This window comes from Rhodomicrobium lacus (assembly GCF_003992725.1).
Classification (GTDB): domain Bacteria; phylum Pseudomonadota; class Alphaproteobacteria; order Rhizobiales; family Rhodomicrobiaceae; genus Rhodomicrobium; species Rhodomicrobium lacus.
This window is the reverse complement of record NZ_RZNF01000012.1, coordinates 783,635-799,473: the sequence shown is the minus strand read 5'-3', so window position 1 is coordinate 799,473 and position 15,839 is coordinate 783,635. Positions and strand designations below refer to the sequence as shown.

Annotated in this window: 13 protein-coding genes; 8 read left to right on the top strand and 5 right to left on the bottom strand. The window is 60.3% G+C overall.

Features of this window, described 5'->3' with window-relative positions; translation table 11 throughout:
- Positions 1–66: 66 nt before the first annotated feature.
- Complete coding sequence (locus tag EK416_RS13120; RefSeq protein WP_210211001.1) at positions 67–1,761, top strand: alkyl sulfatase dimerization domain-containing protein; 1,695 nt, start codon at positions 67–69, stop codon at positions 1,759–1,761.
- Positions 1,762–1,799: 38 nt separating this feature from the next.
- On the opposite strand, the gene EK416_RS13115 is transcribed toward EK416_RS13120, so the two are convergent.
- Positions 1,800–2,348 (bottom strand): PRC-barrel domain-containing protein, encoded by a 549-nt coding sequence (locus tag EK416_RS13115; RefSeq protein WP_127078198.1) that lies wholly within the window; start codon positions 2,346–2,348, stop codon positions 1,800–1,802.
- 312 nt (positions 2,349–2,660) lie between these two features.
- Positions 2,661–3,149, bottom strand: a complete 489-nt coding sequence (locus tag EK416_RS13110; protein WP_127078196.1) for a methyltransferase family protein — start codon at positions 3,147–3,149, stop codon at positions 2,661–2,663.
- Between the two features lie 26 nt (positions 3,150–3,175).
- On the opposite strand from EK416_RS13110, the gene cobT reads away from it, so the two are divergent.
- Genes cobT through EK416_RS13095 form a run of 3 tightly spaced genes read left to right on the top strand, consistent with a single transcriptional unit; the run spans position 3,176 to position 5,563 of the window.
- Positions 3,176–4,222: a nicotinate-nucleotide--dimethylbenzimidazole phosphoribosyltransferase gene (gene cobT, locus EK416_RS13105; RefSeq protein ID WP_127078194.1), complete on the top strand. Its 1,047-nt coding sequence runs from the start codon at positions 3,176–3,178 to the stop codon at positions 4,220–4,222.
- Positions 4,223–4,235: 13 nt separating this feature from the next.
- Positions 4,236–4,997: an adenosylcobinamide-GDP ribazoletransferase gene (gene cobS / locus EK416_RS13100; protein WP_127078192.1), complete on the top strand. Its 762-nt coding sequence runs from the start codon at positions 4,236–4,238 to the stop codon at positions 4,995–4,997.
- The gene (locus tag EK416_RS13095) at positions 4,988–5,563 is read left to right on the top strand and encodes a histidine phosphatase family protein (RefSeq protein WP_127078190.1); all 576 of its coding nucleotides are present in this window, start codon (positions 4,988–4,990) and stop codon (positions 5,561–5,563) included. Before cobS ends, EK416_RS13095 begins: the two co-directional genes overlap by 10 nt.
- Before the next feature lie 172 nt (positions 5,564–5,735).
- Here EK416_RS13095 and EK416_RS13090 read toward each other — a convergent pair whose 3' ends face one another.
- The 3 genes from EK416_RS13090 to EK416_RS13080 are packed head-to-tail and all read right to left on the bottom strand — an operon-like array spanning position 5,736 to position 9,197.
- A complete protein-coding gene (locus EK416_RS13090; protein ID WP_210211000.1) occupies positions 5,736–6,257 on the bottom strand; it encodes a chemotaxis protein CheW in 522 nt (173 codons plus the stop codon).
- On the bottom strand, positions 6,247–8,631 hold the full coding sequence (locus tag EK416_RS13085; protein WP_127078186.1) for a chemotaxis protein CheA: 2,385 nt from the start codon (positions 8,629–8,631) through the stop codon (positions 6,247–6,249). Before EK416_RS13085 ends, EK416_RS13090 begins: the two co-directional genes overlap by 11 nt.
- A gap of 11 nt (positions 8,632–8,642) precedes the next feature.
- The gene (locus tag EK416_RS13080) at positions 8,643–9,197 is read right to left on the bottom strand and encodes a hypothetical protein (RefSeq protein WP_127078184.1); all 555 of its coding nucleotides are present in this window, start codon (positions 9,195–9,197) and stop codon (positions 8,643–8,645) included.
- Positions 9,198–9,386: 189 nt separating this feature from the next.
- Between EK416_RS13080 and EK416_RS13075 the strand changes: the two genes are divergently transcribed.
- The 4 genes from EK416_RS13075 (at position 9,387) to EK416_RS13060 (ending at position 15,827) form a co-directional block, all read left to right on the top strand.
- Positions 9,387–11,162: a methyl-accepting chemotaxis protein gene (locus EK416_RS13075; RefSeq protein WP_127078182.1), complete on the top strand. Its 1,776-nt coding sequence runs from the start codon at positions 9,387–9,389 to the stop codon at positions 11,160–11,162.
- Between the two features lie 321 nt (positions 11,163–11,483).
- Positions 11,484–12,449 carry a flagellin N-terminal helical domain-containing protein gene (locus EK416_RS13070; RefSeq protein ID WP_127078180.1) on the top strand — a complete coding sequence of 322 codons (966 nt, stop codon included), beginning with the start codon at positions 11,484–11,486 and terminating at the stop codon, positions 12,447–12,449.
- Positions 12,450–12,513: 64 nt separating this feature from the next.
- Positions 12,514–14,157, top strand: a complete 1,644-nt coding sequence (gene fliF / locus EK416_RS13065; RefSeq protein ID WP_342634631.1) for a flagellar basal-body MS-ring/collar protein FliF — start codon at positions 12,514–12,516, stop codon at positions 14,155–14,157.
- Between the two features lie 575 nt (positions 14,158–14,732).
- Positions 14,733–15,827 (top strand): flagellar motor protein MotB, encoded by a 1,095-nt coding sequence (locus EK416_RS13060; protein ID WP_127078176.1) that lies wholly within the window; start codon positions 14,733–14,735, stop codon positions 15,825–15,827.
- Positions 15,828–15,839 lie beyond the last annotated feature (12 nt).

The window sequence follows — 15,839 nt, the reverse complement described above, 5'->3', positions numbered from 1 at the left end:
GGCGAAAACCTCGCTTATACGGAATCTGCGCCGACCATCCCGCCTGCGCAAACCGAATATGCGCGGATGATGCCGAAAACGATTCAGGAGGTCGTGAAAGGCAAGATCTATCACGCCTATGGCTTCCAGCTCGCTTCCACGCTGATCGTGATCGGTAATGACGGGCTGATCGTCGTCGATCCCGGCTCAGACGACAACAGCGCGAAGGATACCCGCGAGGCGTTCGCGAAGGCCGCGCCGGAGGCCGCGAAACTTCCCGTGGCCGCCATCATCTACACGCACCGGCACCCCGATCACGCCTTCGGCTCGAAAGGCTGGGGCGTGACGCAAGACACCGTGAACTCGGGCAAGACGCAGATCATCGCGTCCGAAAACTTCGTGAAAAATCTCGTCAACGATGTGGGCGTCGTCGGCAACATTCTGACCCAGCGCACCGCCTATAGCGCCGGTTATCTTCCGCTCGGACCGGAAGGCCCTGTTCATTTCGGCATTGGGCCAACCTTTGGCGCGGGGCCGGTATCCTTTTTCATGCCGACCGTTCTGGTGCCGGGCGACAAGCCGCTCAAGACGTCGATTTCCGGCGTGAACTTCGAAATCTTTCCGGCCTATGGCGACGCGGGCGACGACGAGATCGACGTTTGGCTGCCCGACTTCAAGCACGTCCACGGCTCGGAGACGGTGCAGGGTGAAACCTTTCCGAACCTCTACACATTGCGCGGGACATCGTACCGCGACGTGCAAGCGTGGATGGAGGGCGTTGACGCGCTATTGCAGTATGCGAAGAACGCGGACACCTATTCCGGCTCGCACATGCGCGCGTGGAAGGGCAACGACTTCATCGTGGACCGCATCCGCAACTATCGCGACGCGATCCAATATGTCCACGATCAATCCATCTACTGGATGAACCTCGGTTACAAGCGCGATCAACTCGCAGAGAAGGTCATTCTGCCCGAACCGTTCGCGAGCGATCCGTGGCTTCAGGAATATTATGGCACCGTCGCGCATTCGGTGCGCAACATCTACAACGGCTATCTCGGCTGGTGGGAGGGCGACGCAACACAGCTCGCACGGCCCGGCTTCATCGAGCTGTCGAAGCAATATGTGCGCGTGATGGGCGGCCGCGATGCGGTGCTGGACGAAGCGCGCAAGGCGCTCGACGCAAAGAATTACGGCTGGGCGTCTGAGGTTTTGACACACGCCACGCGTTCAGATCCTAACGACATGCAGGCGCGCGAACTGAAAGCGGACGCTCTCCGCCAATGGGCGTACAATCAAACGAACATCTACTGGCGCGCCTATGGCCTCTCGGGCGCCGGCGAGCTTAACGGCACGCTGGACCGTTCGAAAGCCTGGAACTTCGCCGATCCCGCCATTGTTGCCGCTTTGCCTACGACGCAATTCCTGAAAACGATGGGCGTGCGCCTGAACGCGGAGCGGGCGAAGGACGCGAAAATGGCGGTACAGTTCGACGTGACCGACACGGGCGAAAAGGCGGGCTTCGAGGTTCGCAACCGCATTGCGGCTTTCACCGAAGGCGCACTGCCCGCAGCCGTCGTGACGCTAAAGGGGCCGAAAGCGGCGATCCTTGAAACGGCGATGAGCGGCAAGCTCGCCCAAGGTGTGGATATCAATGGCAGCAGGGACGATGCAGCGCGCTTCCTCGCCCTGTTCGACGTCGTTACGCCCAACGGTGTGAACCTGTTGCTTCCGCCGGGAGCGCGACTGAAGCCAAATCTGGCGAAAGCAAAATCAGAATAAAGGAGGCCGAAGCCTCCTTCCTGACGATTGTCCCCGCGTTACTGGGACTTGGGGGTTTCTGCGGGTTTGTTCTCGTTGATCTTCTCGTTGACCTTTTCCTTGGCCTGTTCGTAGGCTTGGCCGGCCTTCTCCTTCGCCTGCTTCCAGCTCTCGGCAGCCTTCTGGCGCCACTCGGCAACGCGCTGATTGAACGCCTGATCGTTCAGCGTCTTGTAGGCGGGAGCGGCCTTGAGCTGCTCTTTCGTCGCGTCGACCGTGAAGACATGCTTGTTGTCTTTGCTTTCGGACTTGATCGCGTCGAACGGAACCGCGACTTCCTTCTCACCGATCCCGAGCACGCCGCCAACGCCGATCACCGCGATCGCAATGCGGCCGTCCTTGTCGAACACGAGGTTGGCGATCTTGCCGATCTGCTGGTTGTCCTTCGCGAGGACGGGGGTGCCGACGAAGTCGGTGCCAAGCACTTCTTCATTCGTCTGCTGTTCGATAAAGGTGACAGGGGCCGTAGCCGCCGGCGCCGTCGTCTGTGCTGCGAGGGGGCTGATAGCGATCATCAAAGCCGCGGCAGCCGTGAGAGTCGTTTTCATTCGGGAAACTCCATGTTCGCCGTGTCAAGAAACACGGGTGGTAAGACACACGCATATAGGAAAGGTTCCGGTACGGAGGAATGACGCGATATCATGAATATTTAGAAAGACTCGAGCTTCCAGGTCGGCCGGAACTTAACAAGGCTGCAAAAAACGCCGGGCCTCATGCAACCTCTGCGGGTTGATTCGTCCGTAGATGATGAGTTGCACCGCAACAAGGCCGTTTTCGGGCCGGATCGCGTGCGATCAAGACCGTTCCCCGCGCTCGGCGGTTATCAAAAAACGATGTCGTGATGCGAAGAGCCGCACCGCCTATATCCAGCGGCGCACGCGCTTTCGATAATCGAAGAACTGAGGGCCGAATCGCGCAGCCAGATAGGCTTCCTCACGCTTGACCACGCGTTCCTGCAAATACAGCAGGAGAAAGGGTGCGAGCAGGATCAACCAGAGGTTCGCGAGTGCGAGGCCGAGTCCGACCATAAAAAGAATGAAACTCAGATAGATCGGATTGCGAGAAAGCGTGAAGACGCCGCTTTGCACCAGCGCCGCAGCCTTCTCGCCGGGCAAAATCGCGGTTCTGGCGCGGAACATCTCGCGCGCGGCAAGCACGGCGATGACAAACCCGGCTACCATGAACGCATTGCCCGCGACGATGCTCGCGACGTCCGGCTCGCCCTGGAGCAATGGAACGAAATGCTGAAGCACGAAGCCAGCGGCAAGGAACAGCAGCAGCACGACTGGCGGCTTCGGAAAGATTGGTGCATTGACCGGCTCGCCGCCCGTGTGATCTTTAGTGCTCATCGCTTGCCTCTTATAACAGTGATCCCATGCATAAAGCTGAACGGTTTCCCTCTGTCACGCCGCTTTCGCGCGACCTTGAACCCTCACTTCGCGCCGCCATCGACCAGAAGGCGAAGCCGGTCGGTTCGCTCGGCCGCATCGAAACGCTGGCGATCCACGCCGGTCTTATAACGCAATCCTTAAAACCAGATCTGGGTCGCGCGGCGCTTGCGATCTTCGCGGCCGATCATGGCGTCGTCGCGGAAGGCGTGACGGCGTACCCGGCCGAAATCTCGACACTCGTCACCGGCATGGCCTGCGACGGCAAGGCCGGGGGCAACATCGCAGCCAAGGGCGCAGACGTCGAGGTGTTCGTGATCGACGCGGGGCTTCGCCAGCCGCACCCGCCGCATCCGCGCCTCACGTCGCGGCGTATCGGTCCCGGCACGCGCGACTTCCTGCACGAACCCGCCATGACCCCTGATGAACTGAGCGAGGCGTTGCGCGCGGGATTCGAGATCGCGGGGGATCTGAGGGCGCAAGGCTTCGGCATGCTGGCGCTCGGCGAGATCGGCATCGGCAACACAAGCTCGGCGGCGCTTGTCGCGCATTGCGTGACGAAGCTTCCGCTCGATATCGTCGTGGGGCCCGGCGCGGGCGCACCGCCAGCGGGCCTGCAACACAAGCGCGATGTGCTCGCGCGTTCGTTTACCCGCGCGCCGGTCGAAACCGGCCTCGACGCGCTGCGCGAGTTCGGCGGCTACGAAATCGCGATGATGGCGGGCGCGATGTTCGGTGCGGCCAACGCGCGCCAGATCGTGATTGTCGACGGCTTCATCGCCACCGCCGCCGCCTGCGCTGCCGTCGCCATCGACCCGAACCTGCGCGATTACCTGCTGTTCTCGCATCAGTCGGCCGAACCGGGGCACATCGCGCTCATGCAATGGCTGAACGCGGAGCCCTTCTTCAGCTTCGGCATGCGGCTTGGCGAGGGCACTGGCGCTGTGCTCGTCGTGCCCATGCTGCGCATGGCGCAGGCGATGCTCGACACCATGGCCGACCTGCCCGGGCCGCATCCGACGCACGCCAAGTGAGGCCGAACCCGACATGATCGCCTTCGTCCGCACGGAGTTTTGCCTGTTCCTGAGCGCCGTGCAGTTTCTCACGCGGCTGCCGGTGCCGGGGCTGTTCGCCTTCGACCATGCCTGGCTCGACCGCAGCGTGAAATATTTCCCGCTGGCGGGCGTGGTGGTTGGCGGCATTTCGGCGGCGGTGCTGTTGGCCGCGTCGCTCGTGTGGACCGGGCCGCTCCCCGCGCTGCTGGCGGTCGCGGCTGGCGTTGCTGCGACGGGTGCCTTTCATGAGGATGGTTTCGCGGATTTCTTCGACGCCATGGGCGGCAGCACGAAAGAAAAGCGCCTCGCGATCATGACCGACAGCCGCCTCGGCACCTTTGGCGTGGTGGCGACGGTGCTGAACCTCGGCGTGAAGGTTTTCGCCCTGGCCGCCCTTCCGGTAACAGTCGCCGCCGCCGCCCTCATCGCGATTCACGCGGGCGGGCGGCTTGCGGTCATTGCGACGATGCCGGTGCTGCCGTACGCGAAACCCGTCGAGGCAGGGAAGATGAAGCCCGCCGGGCAGAGCGTGACCACGCGCGGGCTCGCCGTCGCCTCCGTCTTCGGCCTCGCGCCGCTGGCGCTGCTGCCGCTGCCGCTCGCACTGGCTGGACTGGCGGCGGGCGTCGCCGCAGTGCTGTTCATGGGCTGGCGTGCGAAAAGGCTGATCGGCGGTTATACGGGCGACGTTCTCGGCGCGTTCGAGCAGAGTTTTGAACTGGCGTTCCTGCTGGCGCTGGCGGCATGCGTCTGATCCTCGCGCGCCACCCGAAGCCGGTCGTCGAGGCGGGTGTGTGTTACGGGCGGCTCGCTCTCCATTGCGATGCGCATGAGGTGGATGCGGCGGTGGCTCGGCTCATGCCACATGCCAGCGGCGCACTCGTCTGCACGAGCCCCGCGCGGCGGTGCCTTGATCTCGCCCTTCGTGTCGATCCAGCCGCTCGTATCGATCCGCGTTTGCAGGAACTCGACTTTGGCGCCTGGGAGGGCGTGCGCTGGGACACAATCGCGCAGCCGGACTTCGATGCGTGGGCCAACGGCCTGCCCGATACCGCGCCGCCTGGCGGGGAGGCGCTGACCGCCATGGCCGCGCGCCTCTCGGACTGGCTCGCGGACATGTCGCTCGGTTCTGCCTCTGCGGGGGGCGAAACCTCGGGCGAAAACGGGGGCCACTCAAACACCGTGCTTGCGATCACCCACGCCGGCGCGATCCGTGTGCTTCGCGCGATCGTCGAGGGTGTGCCGCTGCTGACGCATTTCGCGCAGCCTGTTGCCTATGGCGAGGCGATCGCGCTGGATCTGGCAAGGCTTAAGTCATGATTGCGAGCAGCCGTCGACAATCTCGGAGCGACGATGCTTTCGCCTTCAGGACAGCGGCAAGCGAGATCACGACGCGCTGAGGGCGGCGAAGTCATCGGAATACCATTCCTGGTGAGGCGCGCGACCTGACCTTTATCAGTGTGATAGCGCGCCCGCTTCCTCTGGCCCTGGCTCATTCGACGGACGTTGAGGACGCGACCTGAGCCATGAGCTGATCGAACAGAAGCGTCTTGTCCAATATCGGAATGAGACCGATGTCCGAGAAATACATGTCCCGCGCGAAATTCGTCTTGCGGCTCTGAAAATGGGCGGGAACACCGGTTCGGCTGATTTCCGGCAATGTCAGCACATCGCCGATCCTGTCGACGAGCAAAGCGAAGCATTCGTTTTGAACCTCAAGCGCTATTGCATATTTTTCGGTTCCCCCCTCTTTCGGACGGAGGCTTAACCATTTGCGAAGGCTCACCGTCACCACGATGCGCCCTCGCAGGTTTGTCAGCCCGATATATCCGCCTCGCGCCGACGGCATGGGAGTAACCTCGCCAAGGGTGAAAATCGTCGGAGCATCGCCGACGCTTATTCCGTAAACTTGGTCGGCCACAAACACGGTGAAGAAACTGGTGCGAATGTCGGACGTCGCCATGGAAGCTGGCTCTCGGCGATGTGTCGTGACAAGTCCGGGTTCAGCCTGCATGGCACATATCCTTTTCAATCGCTCCGGCTGCTGCATGGTTGCTGGACGGCTCAGGCATGGCGTAGTCACCCTTTGCGCGATCCGTCACGCCCGCATCGTCGTCATGAAGAGCGAGTTCCGCTCCGGGCTCGTTCACCCCAAGTACGTTCTCCCTCGAAAAGGCAAGCTGGCGAAAGTGCTCGGGGTCGATCAGTTCGACCGCATCACGCGCAATGCTGACGGTGCCGAGGAGACCGGACGTGGCGGCTTCGAGTTCGATGACGGCTTGAGACGACACGATGTCGATCACGGCGTCTATAGCCAGACCGAATGTCTCGTCCCCGACATTCAGGATCAGGATCAGCACCGATTTACCGGTGGGTGAGTCCGTGAGAGGTTGCACCGGGATCAATCGACCCTGATAACGATGCACGAGGCGTCCGTCCGCCCGCGTGATGTCGGTCGCATCCACACGGATGATTCTCGACACGACCCTGCGGAACACCGCCTTCGTGGCGCCGTTGCCAGCTTTGAAAAGAATGAGTGGCGTCTCCGTCCGTTCGACCGCGCGCTCCACTGGCGGCCCGCTCTTGACGGGCTCTTGATCGAGTTTCATGAAGTCGGCCATTCCGGCCGGATCCAGAATGAGGATGACGGACCCTTCTCCGAGGATCGTGCAACCCGTAAAGATCCGAAATTTCTGAAAGAGCCGGCTCAGGGGCTTGACCACGATCTCCTGAATGTCGCCGATGCCGTCGACGATCAGGCCGAGCTTTCTGGCGCCAAGCCGCAAGACGATCACGACCTTGTCGGGAGACGCGTCGCTGTCGTCCAGATCGAACATCGTGGACAGCGCAGCGACCGGGAACACTTCATCGCGAAGCCGCAGGACGCGCTGCCCCTCCATCTCGCCGATCACATGCGAGCCGTCGTAATAATCGAGCGCCTCGACGACGTATTTCTGCGGCAACGCAAACCGCTGGCCCGCGGCCTGGACAATCAGCGCGGGCTCGATGGCAAGCGTCAGCGGAATTCTGAGCAGAAAGCGCGAACCGGCGCCCTTGGTCGAATGAAGCCCGATGCTTCCGCCGATCGCTTCGAGGTGCGCGCGCACGACGTCCATGCCGACGCCACGGCCCGATATCGTCGTTATCGTCTGTGCGGTGGAAAACCCCGGTTCCAGAATGAAACGGTACACCTCTTCGTCGGTCATGCGCGCGACCGCGTCTGCCTCCGCAAGGCCTCGCTCGACGGCTTTCGCCCGAATCCGTTCGCTGTCGAAGCCCCGGCCATCGTCTGACACTTCGATGACGATCTGGCCTGAATCCTGACTTGCGACGATGGAAATGAGGCCGGCCGCCGGTTTGCCGCGGGCCGCGCGCTCCTGCGGACTTTCAATGCCGTGGTCGGCACAGTTGCGCACGAGGTGCATCAGCGGATCGCGAATGGATTCGATCAGCTGGCGGTCGAGACGGGTGTCGGCCCCTTCGATGACGACATTGAATTCCTTGCCGGTTTCCGCCGAGAGATCCCGGATCAGCCGCGGCACGCTATCGAACAGGCGCCTGAGCGGCTGCATGCGGGCCTGCATGACGGCATCCTGCAATTCCGAAGTGAGGCCGGAGAGCCGCTCCAGCGGCATCTTCATCTGATGCATGTCCTGCCGCCGCGACAGGTTCATGATCTGATTGCGCGACAGCACCAATTCCGTGGCAAGGGCCATGATACGTTCGATGACCGCCGTTGGAATGCGAAGCGTCTCCTGTCCCACCTCCTTCCCGGACGTCGGCTTGGACGACGTCTGGTCGGCCTCGACCTTCTGCGAAGGAGACGGTTGCGACTGGGCAATGGCCTCAGCGACGGAAGGCGCCACGTCAGCTTGCGGAGAGTTCCCAGCGACAGTGCCCGGTGTTTCGGGCGCGATTTCCTGACGGTCAATCGACGCCTGTTGCGCGCAGGTCTCCTCTTGCTTCGGCGTCACCGGCGTGGCGGCGAGAGCGGAGCCCGCTTCCAGGTCATCGCCCCGATCGAGAAAGTTCTCGATGCGGCTGACAATATCGGTGTCCTCGCCAGCCGGCTCCTCGCCAAGCTCCGCGACGCTTTCGAGCAGGCTCTTGACGCGATCGATCGCCTTCAACAGCAACGAGGCTGCTGGCGATACCGGGGCACGTCCGCTGCGGAGCCCATCGATGAGTGTTTCCGCGGAGTGCGAAACGCTTTGAAGACGGGTGAGGCCCAGAAAGCCCGCCGTTCCCTTTATCGTGTGAAAGAGCCGGAAAATCTGGCGGATAGCTTCTGAATTGTCGGGGTTCTTCTCAAAAACGACCACATGGGATTCGATTTCCTGAATGTGATCGGTCACCTCGCTCAGGAAATCGCTCAGCAACTCATCCATGGCAATACACTCTATAAGGACTTGACATCAGTGGCGGCTGCCATCAGGCGGTCGGCCATCACCTGGGATGTTTCGCTAGGTTGATCGATACCGTGATTGACGAGATCGACAGCCTTCTCGATCTCGATCCTGAGGCGTTTGGCGATGACTCTGCAGAAACCCTCGACATGTTCCGATGTAAGTTCCCCCGCTTTTGACTGCATGACTCGAATGAGATAGATCGCCTGCTGTGTGATCGCATTCAGGAGAGCGAGTTGCTTCTCGAAAGCATTCCTGAAATCGACATCGATCAGTTGGTAAACCGTGATCGCGATGTCGCCGCCACTCAGCGGTGAACTTTCGAAGTACGCCACGTACGACTTCGGCTTCCAAGCCAGTAGTTCATCGATCATCTCGGGCAGTAATACGGGCAAGTTCTCAATGAGGAGCAACGCCTCATTGTATTGATTAAGAAAATCGTTCGCGATGCCGGATGTGGGATTAATGAGGTGCGGCGCACGCGCGATCAGATCCATGATCAGCGGTTCAGTCTGACCGAAAGTTGGGTGGGGGAGTGCGTTCGACATTGCAACCTGTTCCTGATTTCGAGGGTACTATCCCGTAGTCAGACTAATTTTTCTGCCCAGCTGGCATATCCACTTTTATGTAAATCGCGACGAATATTCCGAGCATCTCCCGCTACACACATTTCGCAAACCTCGTAGGCTGGAAACTCCGCCTTAATGCTGTTCGTGTACAACCTACGGGAGTTTTGAGTGGAGTATGCATCTATGGCCGCCCGTCTGAAAATTTTAACCCGGATCAATATGATCGTGGCCCTCGCCCTGCTCGCCTATGGGGTGACTGCCTTGGTGAGCTTCTGGTTCCTGCACTGGCAGATGGTGCAGGACAAGCAAAGCGAGCTGCGAAATTGGACAAATCTCGTGCTTTCCGTTGCTCGCGCGCAAATGGTAACGGCGGGGGGACCAGCCTCAAAGGTCGGTCGAGAAGCTTATCTCGGTGTAATCCGTTCCGCGCGCTTTCAGGACGAAGATAGTGTGACGACTGCCCTCGCATATGACCTCAATGGCGTCGCGCTCGGTCATGGCACTCCCTCCCAGTCGGGAAAGAATGCGCCGGAAGCAGGGCCGGAGAATCTCAAGAAGTCGCCGGAGACCTACGCGGCAATCGCGAAAAGCCCCGCGGGCGCGGGCTTTGCGCACGGTCCTGAAATCGTCGCGCGCCATTCCTGGACCCCGAAACTAACATTCGTGCAGGCCGCGCCGGAAATAGGGGGCTTTGTCTCAGTGAGCGCCGATGCGGCAAGCCTTCATGAAGCCTTCCTTTATCGGCTCTACGTCCATGGCGCTATCGTATGTGGCCTTCTGGCGGTCCTAGCGCTGGCTGTATGGTGGATCGCTCGCTCCATTCTCAACCCGCTCCTCGATATCGGGCGCGCCATAACGAGCCTCGCAGACGGCAATGTGCAGCCCGCGAACCTCCCGTTCGGTGAGAAGGCTCCCTTGGGGCCGGTCGCGCGAGCTGTCGAAGCGCTGCGCCGCAATTTGATAGAACTGTGGTCTCTTCGGGAAGAGGTCGCCCGGTCACGAGACCGCGAAAAGGAGCGCGAGCACTATCTGAGGCTCGAAGCAATTCAGTTCGAACAGATGATGGCTGGCGTGGTCGAGGGCTTGAAACGGCAAATCGGCCAACTGCGGCAATCGGCGGAAACCCTTTCGGATGCGGCTGAAACATCGACCCGCGAAGCGGAGATAGCCGCGCGAGTCTCCGCGAGCGCCGCCGACAATTCGAATGCTGTCGCGACTGCGACCGAGGAACTCAGCTATTCGATCCGGGATGTCTCGCAGCAGGCGCACAGTACCAACGCCGTTGTGGAAGTGGCGACGGAAGAAGCCCACCGGACGAACAGGGACGTCGAGAATCTGACGACAGCAACCGAGGAAATCGGCTCCATCGTTGAAATCATCCGCACTATCGCCGATCAGACAAACTTGCTCGCGCTCAATGCCACGATCGAGGCCGCGCGTGCTGGAGATGCCGGAAAGGGGTTCGCTGTGGTCGCCTCGGAAGTCAAGGAACTATCCGCACAAACGGCCAAGGCGACCGATGCCATCGCCGATCAGGTTCAGTCGATCCAGCAATATACCACGGCGGCTATCGCCACCATACAGTCGATGGCCGGAAGGATATCGGAGATTCATAGCTTCACTGGTGCGATTGCCTCAGCTGTGGAAGAGCAGACCGCAGCAGCTCAGGAAATCGCGCAGAATGTTTCTCTCGCCGCTGAAAGTAGCGAGAAGGCGGCGAAAAGCTCGGGCTCCGTCTCTGTCGTCGCGGGCAAGACGAGGGAACAGGCGGCGGCGTTGTCCGGGATATCTGCCAGCCTCTCCGATATCACGTCGAGGCTATCGAAGAGCATGTCCGAATTCGTCCACGTCATCAATACTGACGACGATGGCGCCAAGTATCTGCCGCCAGTCAACAGTGGATTCGAGCCAGCACACCGCGCGCCGGAGCAAATCCACGCCTGACTACATCTTAAAGCGCGAAACAAATTGACAAACCCCGTCGCCTTGCGGCGGGGTTTTTCTGTTATCGCTCGCGATTTGTCAGGCGAATCACAGCCCACACAATTGAAAAATCAACGGCGATCGATTGAATAGTTATTGGTATTCTTCAAGTTATCCCGATCCGGCTACTCTTAACGAAAAATTAGCATTTTTCCTGTTTACTGTAGTTACGTGGAAGCGAGGTGCACAAATGCGAAGCACCATCGCAGGCATGATGCCGTTTCCGCGTGCCGGTTCAAGTCCGGTATGTCCCAAGATGCAATCCGACCAAGGGACACTTCCATGACCAGCATTCTGACGAACAACGCCGCCAACACAGCTCTGCTGAACCTCCAGAACACCGTCAAGAACCTCGACAAGACTCAGAGCGAAATCTCCACCGGTCTGCGCGTCAGCACGGCGGCGGACAATGCGTCGTACTATTCGATCGCGACCTCGCTGAAGAGCGACAGCTCGGCTCTTTCGACGATCTCCGACTCGCTCGACGTCGCCGATGCGACGCTCTCTACCGCGACGGATGCGATGAGCAAGATCTCCGACACGCTTTCGAAGATCAAGAACTCGCTCATCACCGCCCAAACCCAGGGCGCCGACCGCACCAAGATTCAGGGTGAAATCGCTACATATCAGGCACAGTTGAAGACGTATGCCGAGGGCGCCAGCCTCAACGGCCAAAACTTCCTTTCGGTTGATTCCGGTGCAGCGGGCTTCAACGCAACGGCGTCGTTCGTGGCTTCGCTGTCGCGCTCCTCGGACGGCACGGTAGCTTACGGCACGATCACCTTCGACAAGACCGACACGAAACTCTTCGATGCTGCCGATCAGAGCGGTATCCTCGACGAGGTCGACAGCACGACGACGGGCTCCTTCACCAATGCCGACGGCACTACCGAGACGGCTACAGCGGACGGCAAGAGCGTCTATAACCTCGACATTTCGGCGCTGACCGATGAGGGCGCCGATCTGGCGATGATCAATGCCTACCAGAAGCAGGTTGAAGCGGCGATCAAGTCCGTAACGGCGGCGTCTTCGGTGCTCGGTTCGACGCAGTCGCGCATCGAAAGCCAGAAGGACTTCGTTGATTCGCTTACGAATTCTGTGGATGCCGGCGTGAGCTCGCTCGTCGACGCCGACATGAACGAAGCATCGACCCGTCTCTCGGCCCTGCAGGTCCAGCAGCAGCTTGGCGTGCAGGCCCTCTCGATTGCGAATGAGTCCTCGCAGTCGATCCTGAAGCTCTTCCAGTAAACCGAACCGCGTAGCGGGAGTGCCTGCAACCCAGGCCTCCTGCCACGCGCAAGGTAACGAGCCGATGATCCGCCCTGCTTCGCAACGGGGTTGGGGAAACATGGCGATTCGCGATCAGATTGACGCGTTGACGGCGAGCTTTTTGGGCTTGGGCGCACGCCGCCTTGCTGCATTGGCGGCGGTGGGCATTGCAATTGTGGCGATCATCGGAATCGGCAGCTACTATGTCAGCCGGGCGGATAAAGATGTGTTGTATGTCGGGCTCACGCCTGCAGATGTCTCTCGCATCGGCGCCGCTCTCAAGGAAGCTGGCATCTCCTTCGACGCCAGCTCGGAAGCGAACAAGATTTTCGTGAACCGGGGTGACACCGCGCGGGCCCGCATGATCCTCGCCGAGCGCGGTCTTCCCAACAACGCCACGGCCGGTTACGAGCTGTTCGACAAGCTCGGGTCGCTGGGGCTGACCTCCTTCATGCAGAATGTCACCCGTGTCCGGGCGCTCGAAGGCGAAATCGCCCGCACTATCGAAGCCATGCGGTCCGTGAGTTCAGCGCGCGTTCATCTCGTCATGTCGGACGCCGGCTCCTTCCGGCGCGAGCCACAGCCTGCTTCGGCGTCGGTGGTCGTCAAACAATCGGGAGCGCAGCCGCCCTCCGCAGCCGCCATTCGCCAGATCGTGGCGTCGGCTGTGCCGGGAATGAAGCCGGATCATGTGGCGGTGCTCAGCACCGATGGCACCATCCTTTCCGCCGGCGATGACGGTCCTGGCGTTGCCAGCGGCAAGATGCTGGAACTCGAAAAGCAGGTCTCCCGCGAAATAAACGACAATATTCGCAAGACGTTGACACCCGTCATCGGGCTCGGAAACTTCGAGACGAGCGTCACTGTCCGGCTGAACCTCGACAAGAAGCAGATCAACGAGACTGCCTTCGACCCCGAATCCAAGGCCGAGCGCTCCACCCGCACGGTGAAAGAGAGCAGCAACTCTCAAAATACCAATCAGAAATGGAATGTCAGCGTGGAGCAGAACATTCCCGCTGATCAGCAAAACACGAAGCCTTCCGATCAGTCGAAGCGCGCGAGCGAAAGAAAGGAAGAGACGACAAATTACGAGGTGAGTTCGAAAAGCGTCACGACACACAGCGAGGGCTACCGGGTGGAAAACATCGCCGTGGCGGTGGTTTTGAACAGGAAGCCGCTCATCGCTGCGGCCGAGAGCGCCAAGACCGCGCCGGATGAACAGCTACGGGTCGTGGAGCGGCTTGTCTCGTCAGCCGCGGGGCTGGACTCGCTGCGCGGCGACAAGGCTACTGTCGTCGCACTCGATTTCGCTGGTGGCAATGAGTTCGAGCCGGCGCCGGCGCCCGCGTTCTGGGATCATGTGATGGAAGGACTGGGAAGCTATGTGCTTGCCGCTGCCATACTTCTCTCGACGATCCTGTTTGTGGTGATCGGGCTTCGTCCCTCGCTGCGGATGATCCTTGAAAACAAGCCCAAGCCCGCGCCACAAATCGCCGCCGACAAGCGAAACACACCGATTCTCGACACCGTTGCCGCGCCGGTTGATGCTCTCGCTGAGGATGTCCCGCCCCTCACAACGCTGGGCACCAGCAATAAGGATACGCCTCTGAAATCCGTGGAGAAAGCCATCGCTCGGGACGAGGAGAAAGCCGCTGCCGTTCTCATCGACTGGATCAGGGAGGGTTGACGTGGAAGCAGCCTCGGGGCGCCTGCCTTTGCCGGATTTTCTTGCCCGTCTTGGGGCTCCCTTGGCGCGCGAAAACGTCGAGGCGCGGGAACTCGAAGTGGCCGCAGCCTACCGGAAGGGGCTGGATGAGGGCGAAGCGAAAGCCCAGGCGGTCGCCGCGAAGATGCTCGCAGAGAGTGAGGCAAGCCATAAAGCCGAGATGGAATCGGCAAGAAAACAATGGGTCGAGGGCGAGGCGGATCGTCTCCAGACCCTGCTGCTTCAGTCGCTGGCTGCAATGCAGGCCGAGATTTGCGACGTTGCTGCGCGGATCCTGACTCCCATTGTCGAACGCCACCTGACTGATGAAGCTATAGCTCGACTTTTAGCGGAAATCCAAAGGCTAACTTCAGACGAAGGCGTCATAAAATTAAAGATCTGCGGTCCTTCGGATCTGGTTTTCGAACTGGCCCAGCGCCTCGATGAGGCAGTGACAGTCGAGACGGTGATCACGAAGGCATGTGACGTGACGGTTTCCGTCGATAGAACCGTAATAGAGACGAGCCTTGGTCGCTGGTTAATGAGTATCGGAGTTCATGAGTATGACGCGACACAAGAAGAACGCGCCGGCGCACGCGGACATCGTGGTCCGCAAGAAGCTGTACAAGGGGGAGGGGGACCATCATGGAGGCGTATGGAAGATAGCCTACGCGGACTTCATGACCGCGATGATGACCTTCTTCCTCGTGATGTGGCTGGTGAATTCCAGCTCGAAGGAGCGCCTGTCCCAGATAGCAAACTACTTCAATCCGATAAAGCTCAGTGAAGAGACGCCGCCAGCGAAGGGCGTCGCTGATGCCATACCGAAAGCGCTTGATACAGACCCTTCCGAGGCGGCAGTGCGGCGGGCTAAGGCCGCTGCCGCAGATCCGCAGGATCGGCAAATCGTCTCAGAGGAAGAGCTTACCCGCAATCCCTTCGGCGTGCTGACCGAACTGGAGACCCGGGCTGAAGAAGCTCTGCGCATCGCTTCCAGAGATAACGTCTCAAGCAAGTCTGGTAGCGAGTTTTCGCGCGACCCCTTTATCGCCGAGCCGCGGTTGATCCAATCTGCGAAGCCGGAGGACATCACGCAGCCGGCTTCACGGTCATCCACTGATCACCCGGAGCCTGCCAAACCGCAAAAATCCGTCACTATCGCCGAGAAAGAGCCGACGGAGACTCCTGCTCCCCTGGCAGCGCAGATTTTGAAGGAAATCGAAAATTTTCAAAGCAGTCTCCCGCAGTCGTTTCGGGTTCAGGTCTCGGTCGCCAATGTGACGGAAGGAACGCTGATCAGTCTGATGGATGACACGAAGCGCAGCATGTTCGATGTGGGCTCCGCGATGCCGAAGCCGGACACTGTCCTCGTGATGACCAGGATTGGCGATATCATCTCCAGGTATCCGGGTCAGATCATCATCCGGGGTTACACCGACGGGCGCCCCTTCGCGGGTGATCCCTACGGAAACTGGTCGCTGTCTTCCGAAAGGGCGCGCATGGCGTTCCTGATGCTGGCGCGAGGCAAGATCGGCGATGGAAGAGTGCTATCGATCGAGGGGTATGCGGATCGACAGCCACGCAATCCCGAAGATCCCCTGGCCCCTGAAAACCGCCGTATCGAAGTCCTGCTCAAGGACAAGGACAAATGAGGGCGGCAATTG

Bases quoted from the DNA above. Each gene is read 5' to 3' on its own strand.
- EK416_RS13115 (WP_127078198.1), bottom strand. From the start codon at position 2,348: ATGAAAACGACTCTCACGGCTGCCGCGGCTTTGATGATCGCTATCAGC.
- EK416_RS13090 (WP_210211000.1), bottom strand. From the start codon at position 6,257: ATGCAGGCTGAACCCGGACTTGTCACGACACATCGCCGAGAGCCAGCT.
- fliF (WP_342634631.1), top strand. From the start codon at position 12,514: ATGATCCGCCCTGCTTCGCAACGGGGTTGGGGAAACATGGCGATTCGC.
- EK416_RS13080 (WP_127078184.1), bottom strand. From the start codon at position 9,197: ATGTCGAACGCACTCCCCCACCCAACTTTCGGTCAGACTGAACCGCTG.
- EK416_RS13110 (WP_127078196.1), bottom strand. From the start codon at position 3,149: ATGAGCACTAAAGATCACACGGGCGGCGAGCCGGTCAATGCACCAATC.
- cobS (WP_127078192.1), top strand. From the start codon at position 4,236: ATGATCGCCTTCGTCCGCACGGAGTTTTGCCTGTTCCTGAGCGCCGTG.
- EK416_RS13095 (WP_127078190.1), top strand. From the start codon at position 4,988: ATGCGTCTGATCCTCGCGCGCCACCCGAAGCCGGTCGTCGAGGCGGGT.
- cobT (WP_127078194.1), top strand. From the start codon at position 3,176: ATGCATAAAGCTGAACGGTTTCCCTCTGTCACGCCGCTTTCGCGCGAC.
- EK416_RS13085 (WP_127078186.1), bottom strand. From the start codon at position 8,631: ATGGATGAGTTGCTGAGCGATTTCCTGAGCGAGGTGACCGATCACATT.
- EK416_RS13060 (WP_127078176.1), top strand. From the start codon at position 14,733: ATGAGTATGACGCGACACAAGAAGAACGCGCCGGCGCACGCGGACATC.
- EK416_RS13070 (WP_127078180.1), top strand. From the start codon at position 11,484: ATGACCAGCATTCTGACGAACAACGCCGCCAACACAGCTCTGCTGAAC.
- EK416_RS13120 (WP_210211001.1), top strand. From the start codon at position 67: ATGATGCCGAAAACGATTCAGGAGGTCGTGAAAGGCAAGATCTATCAC.